The following is a 14,011-nucleotide window of genomic DNA, read 5'->3' as shown; positions in this document are numbered from 1 at the left end:
ATGAAAGGAACTGGCATGAGCCGTCTCGTCATTGTTTCCAATCGCGTGCCCGTTCCCGACAAGGGCGGCATTGCGCCCGCCGGCGGGCTGGCGGTCGCCCTAAAGGCAGCCCTTGAAGAGCGCGGCGGCATATGGATGGGCTGGTCGGGAAAGTCGAGCGGCGAGCATGAGCCGCAGCCGCTTGCACGGCTGCAGCAAGGCAACATCACCTATGCACTGACGGATCTGACCGATACCGATGTGGAAGAATACTATCACGGCTTTGCCAACCGCGTTCTCTGGCCGATCTGCCACTACCGTCTGGATCTCGCGGAATACGGCCGCAAGGAGATGGCCGGCTATTTCCGCGTCAACCGTTTTTTCGCCCATCGGCTGGCGCCGCTGATCGAACCCGATGACCTCATCTGGGTGCACGACTACCACCTGATCCCGCTCGCCGCGGAACTGCGTCAAATGGGCCTGAAGAACCGCATCGGTTTCTTCCTCCATATTCCATGGCCGCCTGCGGACGTGCTCTTCACAATGCCGGTTCACGAGCAGATCATGCGCGGCCTCTCGCACTATGATGTTGTCGGCTTTCAGACGGATCACGACCTTGAGAATTTCGCCGGCTGTCTCAGACGGGAAGGCATCGGCGACGAACTCGGCGAAGGCCGCTACAGCTCCCACGGCCGGACTTTCAAGGGCGGCGCCTATGCGATCAGCATCGAGACTGCAGCCTTTGCCGAATTCGCCCAAAGGGCCGCGACCAACAGCATGGTCAAAAAAGCGCGTCTAAGCATCGAAGGCCGCAGCCTGATCATCGGCGTCGACCGCCTAGATTATTCCAAGGGCATCACGCAGCGCATCGACGCTTTCGAGCGCTTCATCCTGGCCAACCCGGCACAGCAGGGGCGTGTCACCTATCTGCAGATCACTCCGAAGTCCCGCTCCGAAGTGCCTGAATACGAAGCCATGCAACGCACCGTGGCCGAGCAGGCCGGCAGGGTGAACGGCGCTCTCAGCGCCGTCGATTGGGTGCCGATACGCTATATCAACCGCTCCGTGGGACGCCACATTCTCGCGGGGCTCTACCGGCTCGGCAAAGTCGGCTTGGTGACGCCGCTCCGGGACGGGATGAACCTTGTCGCGAAGGAATATGTGGCCGCACAAAACCCGGACGATCCGGGCGTGCTCGTGCTTTCGCGCTTCGCCGGTGCTGCCCGCGAGCTGAAAGGCTCCCTGCTGGTCAACCCCTACGACATCGAGGGTACGGCAAACGCGATGGCGAGGGCGCTCAGCATGCCGCTGGAAGAGCGGAAAGAGCGCTGGCAGATGATGATGGACCATTTGCTCGAACACGATGTTTCGCGCTGGTGCCGGGATTTTCTCAAAGATCTTGCGCCTTGAGCGAGTCTATGCCGGCCTCGGAGATCAGCCAGGCGGCAAGCCGATCAGTCTCCGCGCTCTGCGCTTTGGGCGGCACAAGCCAGTAGCCACGGTCCGTGGCCTCCAACATCGGTCCGGCTGTAACCAGCATACGTGACGCTAGCAGCGAATCGACCAGACCCATCCAGCCGATCGCCAGCCCCTGCTCGCCGATCGCCGCCTGCACGACAAGCGAATATGTGTTGAAACTGAGCTCGCCCTGCCCTACGGCCGCATCACGATTGATGCCGAGCTCGGCGAGGTAGCTCTTCCAATCGAACCACGGCGACGGTGCGCGCGTATCGAGATGCAGAAGACGCGCGCTGGCAATCTCGAACGGATCGAAGAAGGGGCCGTTTCGATCCAGAAAGCCTTGGGTGCAAATCGGGACGACCTTTTCCGGCAGAAGTAGCGTCGCGTTGCTGCCGAATTCCTGCCGCGTTCCGAAGACGACGGCAATGTCGCCATCCGGCGGGCCGTGCTCCATGCGCTGCGTCGCGACGATCTGGATGTCCATTTCGGGATAATGCAGGCGGAAGGTATGCATACGTGGGATCAGCCAGAGCGATGAGAAGGCGTAATCCGTCCTCAGCCTGATCGCCGGACGTTCGGATTGGCTGCGAAAACTGCGCACCAACATGTCGATATCGTCAACCGTACGAGAGGTGACGTCGAAAAGCCTGCGGCCTTCCGACGTCAATTCGACACCGCGGTGCTGCCGCTGAAGGAGGCTGACGCCCATGTGCTCTTCCAGGCGGCGGATCTGATAGCTGACAGCAGGCTGGGTCAGGCCGAGAGTTCCGGCCGCAGACGAGAGACTGCCCATTTTCCCCACCGCGGCAAATACGCGAACCCATCCAAGGTCAATTGGTCGCTCTGCCATAAGAAATCCTTTGATCACCCATTGAAAAAAGCCAGCTTCACAAGGGGAACTAACCTGATGTTCAATAAATTGCTCGAATAACAGGGGAACTGCAATGGAAAGAATTCGTCCACGAACCGGTTCGCTGCCAGCCCCTCTTCTTCCTCCTCTCCGGTGCCGCTTGCCCCTGCATGGCAAAAGGCAAATCCAAAAGGCCATCGATCCGTGGCTCTCCGGCGTCACCACGCTCGACGGGAAGCCTGCTGCTGATACGGTGAAAAGCTCGCTCGGCCTCTAATATCCAAGGACCAACGAATGATGGCGCACCCGAATATCCTCATCCTCATGGTCGACCAGTTCAACGGAACGCTGTTTCCGGACGGACCGGCCGAATTTCTTCACGCGCCGCATCTGAAGGCATTGGCGGAGCGTTCCGTGCGTTTCGCCAACACCTATACGGCAAGCCCGCTCTGCGCTCCGGCGCGAGCCTCCTTCATGTCGGGCCAGCTCCCCAGCCGGACACGCGTCTATGACAATGCCGCGGAATTTGCCTCCGACATCCCGACTTACGCGCACCATCTGCGGGCCGCCGGATATCAGACAGCGCTTTCCGGCAAGATGCATTTCGTCGGGCCAGATCAACTTCACGGCTTCGAAGAGCGGCTGACGACCGATATCTATCCCGCCGATTTCGGCTGGACGCCCGACTATACGAAACCCGGCGAGCGCATCGACTGGTGGTATCACAACCTTGGTTCGGTCACCGGCGCCGGCGCCGCCGAAATCACCAACCAGATGGAATATGACGACGAGGTTGCCTACCACGCGACCCGCAAACTCTACGATCTTTCGCGCCGGCAGGACGAGCGTCCATGGTGTCTGACCGTCAGCTTCACGCACCCGCACGACCCTTACGTGGCACGGCGGAAATTCTTTGATCTCTACGAAGACTGCCCGGCGCTCGACCCTAAGGTCGGACCAATCCCGTTCGATGAGCTCGATCCGCATTCGCAGCGCCTGCTCGAAGCCTGCGACTACAAGGCTTTCGACATTACGCCCGAACACATCCGCCGCGCGCGAAGGGGCTACTTCGCCAGTATCTCTTATGTGGACGAGAAAATCGGCGAGATCCTCGACGTGCTCGAGCGCGGACGGATGGCGGAAAACACCATCATCCTGTTTGTCTCCGACCACGGCGACATGCTCGGCGAACGCGGGCTGTGGTTCAAGATGTGCTTCTTCGACGGTTCGGCGCGGGTACCGCTGATGATTGCCGCACCCGGCTGGAAGGCAACGCGAATCGATCAGCCGATTTCAACGCTGGACGTAACGCCAACGCTGGCCGGACTTGCCGGTCTCGACATAAGCTCGCTCAAGAAATGGACCGACGGCGAGGATCTGGCCCCCCTCGCCACGGGCACCGGCAGTCGCGGCCCGGTGCCGATGGAATATGCTGCGGAAGGCTCGATCGCGCCGCTCGTCTGCCTGCGCGACAGGCGCTACAAGCTGTCGCTCTGCGAAAAAGACCCGCCGATGCTCTTCGACCTCGATGCCGATCCGCACGAGCTCAAGAACCTCGCTACGGACCCGGCCCATACCGCGACGCTCAAGGCATTGACCGAACAGGCAAATAGACGCTGGAACCTCGCACAATACGACCAATCCGTGCGGGAAAGCCAGGCACGCCGCTGGGTCGTTTATGCAGCGCTGCGCAATGGCGCCTATTATCCCTGGGACTACCAGCCGCTGCAGAAGGCCTCGGAGCGCTATATGCGCAACCACATGGACCTTAACGTTCTGGAAGAGAACCAGCGATATCCGCGCGGGGAATGACCCGCGCGGATAATTTTGCAAGGCATCAGGCTGCGTGCTTCAGATAGCCTAGCGCGTCCTTGAGGGTGACATGGCCACGAAAGCCACCTGTGCTTTCAGCCGGTTCTTCGTGTTCGATCGCCAGGGCAAAGCGCACTGCTTGATTTTCCTGCAGCCTCTCATAGAGGCTGTTCAGTGCCGGGAATTGCTTGCGGTCCACGACCTTGTGGAAGTCGTTCCAACGTGCGATGCCGGCGAAATAGGCGTCGGCAAGGCTGGGTCCTTTGCCAAGCAGCCACTTGCGGCCGGCAAGAAGTTGCTCGAGTTCCCTATGGACCTTCTCGACCTTGGCAACGCCATAAGCGGTCAGCGCCTTCCTGGCATCCGGCTCCAGCTCATGCTCGATCGTGTACCAGAGCGGGCTGAAGGCGTTGAAAAAGCTGGTATTGAGATAGGCGAGCATCTGGTTCAGCCTATCGAACTCGGCGCTGCCCTGTGCAAAGCCGAGACCCTTGCGGATGTGGCCGGAAGCGATGTGGTTGAGGATTGCCATGCTCTCGCTGATGACACGGCCATCGCCAAGCATGAGCGAAGGTGTTTCGCCGATCGCGTTGATCCGCCCATAGTCTTTGCTCGAGACGACTTCCGGCATCTCGATGCGGCACAGGCGATAGGGCTCGCCTGACCATTCGAGTGCGACAATGGAGGCAAAAGAGCAGCCTTCCGGCACTCCGTAAAACAAAATCGGAGACATTCGTCGTTCCTTTCGGGATTGAACTGATTTCACGATCAGAATATCGTTTTGTGGACGATTGCCGAACAGCGGCTCAAAATGCACATCAAAGTCTATAAATCTGGAAGATTGAATTGAGCTCCTTTAACCTCAACGATCTCAACCTTTTCGTTCACGCAGTCGAAGGCGGCAGCTTCACCGCCGCTGGACGGCGCCTCGGCGTTCCCAAATCGACGGTGAGCAAGCGTGTTGCGGAACTGGAGGCTAAGCTGGGCGCGCGACTGATCCAGCGCACCTCGCGCAGCTTTTCACTCACGGATTTGGGACGCGATTTCTTCGAGCACGCGCAGGCATCCGTCATCGAAGCGGAGATGGCGGAAAGCATTGTCCGGTCGCGTCTCGGCGAGCCGAGCGGCACCGTGCGCATCACGGCCTCGGTGCCGACTTCGCAGTTCATGCTGGCCGAGCATCTGCCGGACCTGGCGCTCCGATATCCGAAGCTTAAAGTCTTTCTGCATGTCACCGATCGCTTCGTCGATATCGTACAAGAGGGCTTCGACATCGCAGTACGCAGCCATCAGCTGCCGCTTGCCGATTCAAGCCTCGTGCAGCGCAAATTGGCAGAGCATGAATTTCTTCTGGTCGCCGCGCCATCCTATGTCGACAGGCACGGGGCTCCACAAAGGCCGGAGGATCTCGTGGCGCATGCTGCCGTCATGCCCAGCCTCACCGAGACGGCCTGGCGGCTTTTCTCGGCCACAGGGGACGAAACGCTGGTCAAGCCACCGCCGGTGATGGCGGCCGACGAACCTTTCGTCCTGCTGAGAGCCGCGGCGGCGGGAATGGGAATCACCATTCTTCCGACTTCCGTCTGCCGAGAGGCAATAGAGCAAGGGCGATTGATCCGTATCCTGCCAGAATGGACGGCGGGCAACATCACGACAACGGTGCTCCTCCCGCATCGGCGCGGCCAACTGCCATCAGTGCGCGCCGTGGTGGAGTTCATAGGCGAGCGGCTGGGTCAGCCATGACCCGACCGATCATAGGTGTGCGAAAAGCCCCTGCTTCAGCGCCGCGATGCGGTCTTCATTGCGCCGATAGAAGATCCATTGCTTTATACGTTTTGCGTGTACCAGCTCCGCCTGCACCAATATACGCATATGTTCGCTAAGCGTTGCCGGTGTTATGCCCAGCTTTTCGGCGATGAGCACGGCGCAGACACCGTCGTCCTCTAGGTCGCCATCCACCTGAGGCAAGAAATGCTCCCGCGGCTCTTTCAACCATTCGAGAACGACGAGGCGTCGTTCATTGGCGAGGGCTTTCAAAATATCAACATCTTGCATTTCGTCATTTTGCTAAGTAACGAAATATTGTCAATCCATGGAGAGCCAGCATGCCGATCGCCCTTTCTGCCGAACGCATTGCCGAAATCGAAGGGCTGATCCGCCCCCATATCCGTCGCACACCCGTGATGTGCGTCGACATGCAGGATTTCGGCGGAGCGCCGCTCAAGGTCGATCTCAAGCTCGAATGTCTGCAGCATTCCGGCTCCTTCAAGGCACGCGGCGCCTTTTCCCACCTCCTTACGCGGCAGGTGCCCGCAGCCGGCATCGTGGCAGCCTCCGGCGGCAACCACGGCGCGGCCGTTGCCTATGCCGCATCGCGGCTTGGCGTGCCGGCCACCATCTTCGTGCCGAGCGTCACCTCGCCGGCCAAGGCGGAGAAAATCCGCGCCTACGGCGCCAATCTGGTCATCGGCGGCGAGCGTTACGCCGATGCGCTCGCGGCGAGCGAGACCCATGAGCGGGCAAGCGGCGCGCTTGCCATACATGCCTATGACCAGGCGGAGACGCTGCTCGGTCAGGGAACGCTCGGCAAGGAGATCGAGGAGGACATGCCGGACATCACCACATTGCTGGTCGCGGTCGGCGGCGGCGGATTGGTCGGCGGCATCGCCGCCTGGTTTCGCGGCCGGGTGAAGATCGTCGCCGTGGAATCCGATGGAGCGCCGACCCTCTACGAGGCCTTCAGGGCGGGTAAACCAGTGGATGCTCCGGCAGGTGGCATTGCGGCAGATTCGCTCGCCCCGAAACGGGTTGGTGAACTGATGTTTCCTCTCGCGCAGCAATTCGTGCAGCCGCCGGTGCTGGTAACGGACGATGAAATCCGTGCTGCTCAGAAAACCCTATGGGAAGGGGCGAGGGTCGTTGCCGAGCCCGGAGGTGCGGCGGCATTCGCAGCCGTGCTTTCCGGCAAATATGTTCCGGTACGGAACGAACGCGTCTGCGTCTTGGTCTGCGGCGCCAACACGGCGGCCGTGAAATTCGACTGACTATTCCGGCGGCAACGGCACAGAGGGCCACCCGTCCGTGACTTGCGCCTGTACCGGCCGCTCGAGATACGTGGAAAGCGCGACATAGCTGCGCGTGCCGCTGACGCCCGGCACGGAATGAATCTGGCCGAGGAGAAATTCGAGCGCCTGCGGATTTTCCAACCGCACCTTGAGGATCATGCTGGCATCCCCGGCGACCGAGTGCATCTCCTCCACCTCCGGAAACCGGCTGATCTGCATCAGCCGTTCGCTCTTGCCCCAACCCGCCGCCTCCACATGCACGAAGGCCAACAGCGGCTTGCCGACTGCTGTGCCATCAAGCCGGGCGACCACATCCCGGATGACACCGGACCGCTTCAGCCGCTTGACCCGTTCGTGCACCGACGGCGCAGAAAGCCCTACCTTCTCTCCCAGCACGGCGTAGCTCTGACCCGCATCGGCGGCGAGAGCTGCTAATATCTTTCGGTCGAACGGATCGAGGGAGGCCCTCTCCCGCCGCTTTTGCCGAATGCCGTCTGTATTTTCCATCCGTTCCTACTCCTGCATTTTCCAGCCGAACTTTATTCGGCAAAATAGCGACAAAGCCATATGAAATTCCAGAGGAGCAGAAATGGAAATGATCGTTCGCAATCCGCACGACGGCATCTACACCGCCACGTCCGATTACGTGCATGCCATGGAGGTGCGCCAGCCTGACCGCCTTGTCTTCGTTAGCGGAACGATGGGCCTTGATGAGGCTGGTGCAGCCGGCGTCGATCTAGACTCCCAACTCCAACTGATCTGGTCGAACCTCAGGCGAATTCTGGCAGAGGCACAAATGACCGCAGACAACATCGTGCGGTTGACCAGCTACCTGCGCGATGCATCCTTTGCCGAGGCAAACCAGAATGCGCGGGTGGCGGCGCTCGGAGCGCGTCGGGTGCCCACAACAGCCATCGTCGTCGAAACGCTGCGGGAGGACTGGCTGGTCGAAATCGAGATTATTGCCGCCGCGTAATTGGAAATCACGCCGCTTTGGCGACGTGATACTCCTTGATTGCAACCATCTTGATTGCCGGATAGCGCTCCGCCTCGTAGCGCAGCGAGAAGCTGTCCTGCGCCAAGAACACCGGGTCGCCGTCGAGATCGCGGGCGATATCCCCGCGTTTGACCGTCAGGAACTTTTCGAGTTCCGCCGGCTGCTCGGCCGATACCCAACGGCAGACTGAGAAGCGCGACATTTCGAAGGAGACCGGCAGGCCGTACTCCGCCTGCAGGCGTTCCTTCAACACATCGAGCTGCAGGGCACCGACAACGCCGACGATCGCCGGCGAACCATCTTCCGGGGAAAAGAGCTGGACGACCCCTTCTTCGGCCATCTGCTGCAGGGCCTCCTTCAGCTTCTTCGCCTTCATCGCGTCTTCAAGACGGACACGACGGAGAATTTCCGGCGAGAAGTTAGGCACGCCCTGGAACACCAGCGCTTCGCCTTCCGTCAGCGTATCGCCGATGCGCAGCGTGCCGTGGTTCGGAATACCGACGACGTCGCCCGCATAGGCGGTATCGGCGAGCTGTCTTTGCGAGGCAAAGAAGAACTGCGGCGCTGTGAGACCCAGTTGCTTGCCCGTGCGCGCGAGGCGTGCCTTCATGCCGCGTTCCAGCTTGCCGGAGCAGATGCGAGCGAAGGCGATGCGGTCGCGGTGGTTGGGGTCCATATTGGCCTGGATCTTGAAGACGAAGGCCGTCATCTTGTCTTCGCTTGCATGCACCTTGCGGGTATCGGCTATCTGGTCGCGCGGCGGCGGGGCGAATTCACCGAGCGCGTTGATGAGATCGCGGACACCGTAATTGCGGAGCGCCGAGCCGAAGAAGACCGGCGTCATGTGACCCTCGAGGAAAGCCTTGCGGTCGAAGGGACGGCAAGCCTCCATCGCCAGTTCCGTCTCGTCGATGAAGGCAACCCGCTCGTTTTCCGGCAACCGATCAGCGACGCTCTGAGGTCCGTTGACCGGCGTTGCTTCCACTTCCGTATCTGAACCGCGCACAGTGTTCGTGGCCAGGTGATATGAGCCACAGAAAGTTTTGGAGCGGCCGATCGGCCAGGTGATCGGCGCGGTGTCGAGCGCCAGTTTCTCCTCCACCTCATCCAGGATTTCGAACGGATCGCGGCTTTCGCGGTCCATCTTGTTGATGAAGGTGATGATCGGGATATCGCGCATGCGGCAGACTTCGAAGAGCTTCAGCGTACGCGGCTCGATGCCTTTGGCGGCGTCGATCACCATGACGGCGGCGTCGACAGCTGTCAGCGTGCGATAGGTATCGTCCGCGAAGTCTTCGTGGCCGGGCGTGTCGAGAATGTTGAAGACGTTGTCGTCATATTCGAAGGTCATGACGGAGGTCACCACAGAGATGCCGCGCTCGCGCTCGATCTTCATCCAGTCCGACCGGGTCTGGATGCGATCCTTCTTCGCCTTGACTTCACCGGCGAGCTGAATTGCGCCGCCGAAAAGAAGCAGCTTTTCGGTGAGCGTGGTTTTGCCCGCGTCCGGGTGCGCGATAATAGCGAATGTGCGGCGGCGAGAAACCGCCTCGGCGAGACTTTCGGCCATGATGTGAATCCTGTGGAATTGCGGCGTATCTAGCGATTAAAGCCCGCCAATGCAATTGACCTTGGGCCTCCCGGCGCAAAGTAATGTCGCATGACCATTCACAACGACATCCGTCCGCAGCTCAACCTTGTCCGTTTGCCCAATGGCGAAGGTCTTGACCTGCCCTCCTATGAGACGAGCGGTGCTGCGGGCATGGACCTTCGGGCGGCCGTTGCCGATAACGAGCCGATGACGCTCGCGCCCGGCAAGCGCGCGCTGGTGCCGACCGGCTTCATCTTCGAAATTCCGGATGGCTACGAAGCGCAAGTTCGGCCCCGTTCCGGCCTCGCTTTCAAGCACGGCATCACCTGCCTCAACACTCCCGGCACGATCGACAGCGACTACCGCGGCGAAGTGAAGGTGCTGCTCGTCAATCTCGGCGATGAGCCATTCGAAATCACGCGCGGCATGCGCATCGCGCAGATGGTGATCGCGCCGGTCACTCAGGTGCGCGTTGCAGAGATCACCGAAAGCAGCACCACGGCACGCGGCGCCGGCGGCTTCGGATCGACCGGCGTTTGAGCAAGTCGTTCGATAGTGCCGGGCTGACCTTTCGTCAGGACTATTTCGACGATCGGGCAGCATGGGCAGCGCTCGTCTCTCTCCTCGACGATACATTCGGCATCGATATCGGGCCGCTGCAGCAGCTCGGTGGCCCGGATCCGACAAGCATGCCTTTCGGCTGGTTTGCCGCCGACGACACGCTAGCCGCCAATCTATCCGCCTTTGCCATGCCACTCGTCGTCAACGACCGGCAGATCAACGCGGCCGCCTTCCAATCCGGCGCCGTTCGCCCGCCATGGCGCGGACGCGGGCTTTACCGCGACGTAACGTGTAAGGCGCTTGAATGGTGCGAGAGTCGGCAGTTCGAGGCTATCGTGCTCTATACCGACAAGCCTTTGCTCTACAAACCTTACGGCTTCCGCAGCCTGCCGATGCACCGCTACTGCGGGGCAGCACCGAAACCACATTCCGCGGGAAAACCTGCCCGAGAGCTCGATCCATGGAATAAGGCCGATCTCGCTTTGCTGAAGGACGCGCTGAAGACGCGGGCACCGGTTTCGGATGTGCTGGCCGTTTCGGGCAATGCGGCGATGTTTCTCGTAAATACCCAACTCGATCCCGAGGTTCGTTTGAGCTGGCTCGACGCGGAGAAAGCCGTCATCGCGTGGAAAGCCGGAGAGGCTGGCCGCTTCGGCCTGCTCGACGTCGTCGCTACGGAAATTCCGCCGCTTGCCGTCATCCTCGGCAGGCTCGGCGAAGGGCCTGAACAGGTCGACGTCTTCTTTTCGCCGGACAAGCTTGACTGGCGCGGAGAGGCTCTCGCCTTCGACAGCGGTACGGCCTTCATGGTCCGCAGTACGACCGATCTCGCGCCTGCGTCGCCGGCGATGCTCTCGCCGATGGCGGACTTCTAGACAGAACGGTTCGCGAGGCATCCATTCAGCGGCTCGAAAGCGGCGGCAGGCGGCGTTTGACGGGTGAAGCCTTGATCATCGAGGTGTTGGTCTCAGCCTTTTCGGCCACCTTGTCCAGAATACCGTCGAGTTCTCCCATCGAGCGGACGACGAGGCGGGCGATAAAGCAATCGTCGCCGGTCACCTTGTCGCATTCGATGAATTCAGGCGTCTCCTGGATGATGCGCTCGACGACATGCAACTGTCCCGGCAGCGGCCGGACGCGGACGATTGCCTGTAGCGGATAGCCGAGGGCAGCCGGATCGATATCGATCGTGAAGGCCGTGACGATGCCGCGCTCCTCCAGCCTTCGCAGCCGTTCCGCCGCGCTTGGCGACGAGAGGTTGGCCACCTGCGCCAGCTCTTTTAGCGAAATACGCGCGTTCTGCGCCAGCGCATCGAGGAGACGCTGGTCGATGCTGTCCAGGCGAGATGCTTCGTTAGCCGTCAAAGCGAGTTTACCTTTCATTATTAGGAGAAATTCGACTATCGCGCATTGCAGATTATAGAGATTGGCATCCAAACACAATAATCTCCAAGGCACAAAGGAGATCGAGATGCAGAACGATATAGGCAAAGGCACGGTTGAGATGACGGCAGCAATGGTAATTTCGGGGACGATCGGCTGGTTCGTCGTCATGTCCGGCCAGCCTGTGAGCGGAGTTGTTTTCTGGCGTTGCCTGTTTGGGGCTGCGAGCCTTCTTGTCATCTGCGGCGCGCTCGGATTCTTGAAGCCCGGCATTCTCTCGCCGAGAACCTTTGGCATCGCGGTGCTCGGCGGGATCGCCATCGTGGCGAACTGGCTGCTGCTTTTCGCCTCGTATTCGCACGCATCGATCTCGATCGCGACCACCGTCTACAATACCCAACCTTTCATGCTGCTGGCGCTCGGCGCCGCATTCCTCGGCGAGAAGATCACTTTGGCGAAACTCTTTTGGCTGGCGCTCGCCTTTGCCGGCATGGTGGCGATTATCGAAGCCAAACCTGAGGCCGGCGGCATTTCAGGCAGCTACGGGCTGGGTATTGCGCTGGCACTTGGGGCGGCCTTCTTCTATGCGCTGGCGGCACTTGCTGCAAAGTGGCTGAAGGGCACGCCGCCGCACCTGATCGCGCTCATTCAGGTTTCGACCGGCATTCTCATGCTGGCGCCGGTGACCGACTTTTCGGACCTGCCTACAACGGCCGGATCGTGGTGCATTCTGGTGGCGATGGGCGTCGTCCATACCGGCGTGATGTATGTACTGCTCTACGGCGCAATCCAGAAGCTGCCGACACATCTCACCGGCGCACTTTCCTTCATTTACCCGATCGTCGCGATCGCAGTGGACGGCCTCGCTTTTGGTCGCGCACTGCAGCCATTGCAGATCCTCGGTGCGGCAATCATCCTTGTTGCGGCAGCGGGAATGAATCTCGGCTGGACGCCTGGGCGTTGGCTGCGGCCTATCCGAAATTGATCGCCGCTGCCTGTGCAAGCCGGATTTCGTGGCTGCCGGCATCGAACTCGTCGAGCACGGCATTGTGGTGGGCAATGATCTGTTCGAAGCGGAGTTCGCCCATGTCGGCCGTCATATGTCCATCAGACATCAGCGTTACATCGTAGCCGAGCGAAACGGCGCGCCGCGCGGTGGTATCGACGCAGAACTGGGTCATGCAGCCGCCGACCACCAGCCTGGTGATACCGTTCTCCTTGAGGCGCGCTTGGAGATCGGTTTCGAAGAACGAGTCGCAGCTGCGCTTGTGAACGACGATCTCGCGATCTTGAGGCGCAATCTCGTCGCGCAACTGCCAGCCTTCGCTGCCTTCGGCAAGACGGTGGGATGCGTGTCCGTCATGCTGGACGATGACGACCGGTGCATTCACCGCGCGGGCCTTTTGGAGAACTTCGGCAAGACGCGCCACCGTTTCGTCCAGCGTCTTGTCGATCAAAGGCTGGCGCGCGGTGCTTGCGAGGCCTTTCAAGATGGCATTCTGAACATCGATCAGCAGCAGTCCGGTTGTCATCGGCTTTCTCCCTTTCGGCGCACTTCTATCTGATTCGAGCGTGTGACTTCATCTTGAAAGCAGGCCGTAGCATCAGTAAGAGAAGCTGCCTGAGGAGAGCAAAGATGACCGTTGCAGCCTGCTTGCCTATAGCGGCGCCCTTTTTATCGCTGCGATCATTCCCGGACCCGGCATCACCGCGATCGTCGCCCGCGCGCTCGGCTCGAATTTTCGCGAGACCTTCTTCATGGGTCTCGGCCTTGTTCTCGGCGACATCACGTACCTGACGGCGGTGATCCTCGGCCTTGCATTCGTGGCGCAGACCTTCACCGGAATATTCCTCATCATCAAATTCGCCGGCGTGCTTTACCTCTGCTACATTGCCTACAAGCTCTGGACGGCAGGTCTTTTGCCGCAGGATATTACCGCGCGCAGATCGAGCAGCATCGGCATATCCTTCCTGTCCGGCCTTCTGGTGACGCTCGGCAACCCGAAGACGATGCTCTTTTACGTCGCCCTCGTGCCGACACTAATCGACATCAACCACATCGGCCCTCGAGAATACGGCATACTTTTAGTCGCAACCTTCGTTGTGCTGCTTTTGGTTTTGATCCCTTACATGCTGCTTGCGTCGCGCGCCCGCACGATGCTGAAACAGCCGCGCGCGCTGCAAGCGCTCAATAGGGTTGCGGCGAGCATCCTGGCCGGAACCGCAGCCTTTATCGCTGCACGCGCAGCCTGAAAAAATCATTCGGCAAAGCACCGTTTCCAAACGATTTTTTCTCTCGGACGACGCTTCCG

Annotated in this window: 16 protein-coding genes and 1 pseudogene; 10 read left to right on the top strand and 7 right to left on the bottom strand. The window is 60.3% G+C overall.

Annotation, left to right across the window (positions count from 1 at the left end; translation table 11 throughout):
- The first annotated feature begins 15 nt into the window (after positions 1-15).
- Positions 16-1,389: an alpha,alpha-trehalose-phosphate synthase (UDP-forming) gene (gene otsA, locus ISN39_RS20880; RefSeq protein ID WP_194728734.1), complete on the top strand. Its 1,374-nt coding sequence runs from the start codon at positions 16-18 to the stop codon at positions 1,387-1,389.
- Here otsA and ISN39_RS20875 read toward each other — a convergent pair.
- Complete coding sequence (locus tag ISN39_RS20875; RefSeq protein WP_194728733.1) at positions 1,370-2,290, bottom strand: LysR family transcriptional regulator; 921 nt, start codon at positions 2,288-2,290, stop codon at positions 1,370-1,372. The genes otsA and ISN39_RS20875 overlap by 20 nt on opposite strands.
- 162 nt (positions 2,291-2,452) lie before the next feature.
- On the opposite strand from ISN39_RS20875, the pseudogene ISN39_RS37930 reads away from it, so the two are divergent.
- Positions 2,453-2,567, top strand: a pseudogene (locus tag ISN39_RS37930) (glycine/betaine ABC transporter substrate-binding protein); the annotation flags it as partial.
- A gap of 20 nt (positions 2,568-2,587) precedes the next feature.
- Positions 2,588-4,102, top strand: coding sequence for a choline-sulfatase (gene betC, locus ISN39_RS20870; RefSeq protein WP_194730273.1), 1,515 nt, complete (start codon positions 2,588-2,590; stop codon positions 4,100-4,102).
- Between the two features lie 25 nt (positions 4,103-4,127).
- Here betC and ISN39_RS20865 read toward each other — a convergent pair whose 3' ends face one another.
- Complete coding sequence (locus ISN39_RS20865) at positions 4,128-4,835, bottom strand: glutathione S-transferase family protein (protein ID WP_194728732.1); 708 nt, start codon at positions 4,833-4,835, stop codon at positions 4,128-4,130.
- Between the two features lie 113 nt (positions 4,836-4,948).
- Here ISN39_RS20865 and ISN39_RS20860 point away from each other — a divergent pair, with 113 nt between their 5' ends.
- Positions 4,949-5,845 carry a LysR substrate-binding domain-containing protein gene (locus ISN39_RS20860; protein ID WP_194728731.1) on the top strand — a complete coding sequence of 299 codons (897 nt, stop codon included), beginning with the start codon at positions 4,949-4,951 and terminating at the stop codon, positions 5,843-5,845.
- Positions 5,846-5,854: 9 nt separating this feature from the next.
- On the opposite strand, the gene ISN39_RS20855 is transcribed toward ISN39_RS20860, so the two are convergent.
- On the bottom strand, positions 5,855-6,157 hold the full coding sequence (locus tag ISN39_RS20855; protein WP_074066386.1) for a helix-turn-helix domain-containing protein: 303 nt from the start codon (positions 6,155-6,157) through the stop codon (positions 5,855-5,857).
- 50 nt (positions 6,158-6,207) lie between these two features.
- On the opposite strand from ISN39_RS20855, the gene ISN39_RS20850 reads away from it, so the two are divergent.
- The gene (locus tag ISN39_RS20850) at positions 6,208-7,146 is read left to right on the top strand and encodes a threonine/serine dehydratase (protein ID WP_074066385.1); all 939 of its coding nucleotides are present in this window, start codon (positions 6,208-6,210) and stop codon (positions 7,144-7,146) included.
- On the opposite strand, the gene ISN39_RS20845 is transcribed toward ISN39_RS20850, so the two are convergent.
- Positions 7,147-7,674 carry an Lrp/AsnC family transcriptional regulator gene (locus tag ISN39_RS20845; RefSeq protein ID WP_194728730.1) on the bottom strand — a complete coding sequence of 176 codons (528 nt, stop codon included), beginning with the start codon at positions 7,672-7,674 and terminating at the stop codon, positions 7,147-7,149.
- Positions 7,675-7,756: 82 nt separating this feature from the next.
- On the opposite strand from ISN39_RS20845, the gene ISN39_RS20840 reads away from it, so the two are divergent.
- Positions 7,757-8,143, top strand: a complete 387-nt coding sequence (locus ISN39_RS20840; protein WP_074066383.1) for a RidA family protein — start codon at positions 7,757-7,759, stop codon at positions 8,141-8,143.
- Between the two features lie 7 nt (positions 8,144-8,150).
- On the opposite strand, the gene ISN39_RS20835 is transcribed toward ISN39_RS20840, so the two are convergent.
- Complete coding sequence (locus tag ISN39_RS20835) at positions 8,151-9,734, bottom strand: peptide chain release factor 3 (RefSeq protein WP_194728729.1); 1,584 nt, start codon at positions 9,732-9,734, stop codon at positions 8,151-8,153.
- A 90-nt stretch (positions 9,735-9,824) separates the two neighbouring features.
- On the opposite strand from ISN39_RS20835, the gene dut reads away from it, so the two are divergent.
- Together dut and ISN39_RS20825 are read left to right on the top strand one after the other, a co-directional pair.
- On the top strand, positions 9,825-10,295 hold the full coding sequence (dut, locus tag ISN39_RS20830; protein ID WP_074066381.1) for a dUTP diphosphatase: 471 nt from the start codon (positions 9,825-9,827) through the stop codon (positions 10,293-10,295).
- Entirely contained in the window at positions 10,292-11,191 is a 900-nt protein-coding gene (locus tag ISN39_RS20825; RefSeq protein WP_194728728.1) for a GNAT family N-acetyltransferase, read from the top strand. Before dut ends, ISN39_RS20825 begins: the two co-directional genes overlap by 4 nt.
- 25 nt (positions 11,192-11,216) lie before the next feature.
- On the opposite strand, the gene ISN39_RS20820 is transcribed toward ISN39_RS20825, so the two are convergent.
- The gene (locus ISN39_RS20820) at positions 11,217-11,699 is read right to left on the bottom strand and encodes an Lrp/AsnC family transcriptional regulator (protein WP_074070133.1); all 483 of its coding nucleotides are present in this window, start codon (positions 11,697-11,699) and stop codon (positions 11,217-11,219) included.
- A gap of 88 nt (positions 11,700-11,787) precedes the next feature.
- Here ISN39_RS20820 and ISN39_RS20815 point away from each other — a divergent pair, with 88 nt between their 5' ends.
- Positions 11,788-12,684, top strand: a complete 897-nt coding sequence (locus tag ISN39_RS20815; protein WP_194728727.1) for a DMT family transporter — start codon at positions 11,788-11,790, stop codon at positions 12,682-12,684.
- Here ISN39_RS20815 and ISN39_RS20810 read toward each other — a convergent pair.
- Positions 12,671-13,231, bottom strand: a complete 561-nt coding sequence (locus ISN39_RS20810) for a cysteine hydrolase family protein (RefSeq protein ID WP_194728726.1) — start codon at positions 13,229-13,231, stop codon at positions 12,671-12,673. The two genes, ISN39_RS20815 and ISN39_RS20810, sit on opposite strands and share 14 nt — an antisense overlap.
- 85 nt (positions 13,232-13,316) lie before the next feature.
- On the opposite strand from ISN39_RS20810, the gene ISN39_RS20805 reads away from it, so the two are divergent.
- On the top strand, positions 13,317-13,952 hold the full coding sequence (locus ISN39_RS20805; RefSeq protein ID WP_194730272.1) for a LysE family translocator: 636 nt from the start codon (positions 13,317-13,319) through the stop codon (positions 13,950-13,952).
- The last annotated feature ends 59 nt before the right edge of the window (positions 13,953-14,011 follow it).

Origin of the sequence: Rhizobium sp. 007, from assembly GCF_015353075.1 — a bacterium.
Taxonomy (GTDB): Bacteria; Pseudomonadota; Alphaproteobacteria; order Rhizobiales; family Rhizobiaceae; genus Rhizobium.
Note: the sequence above shows the minus strand (reverse complement) of the source record. Positions and strands in the feature narration are given on the sequence as shown.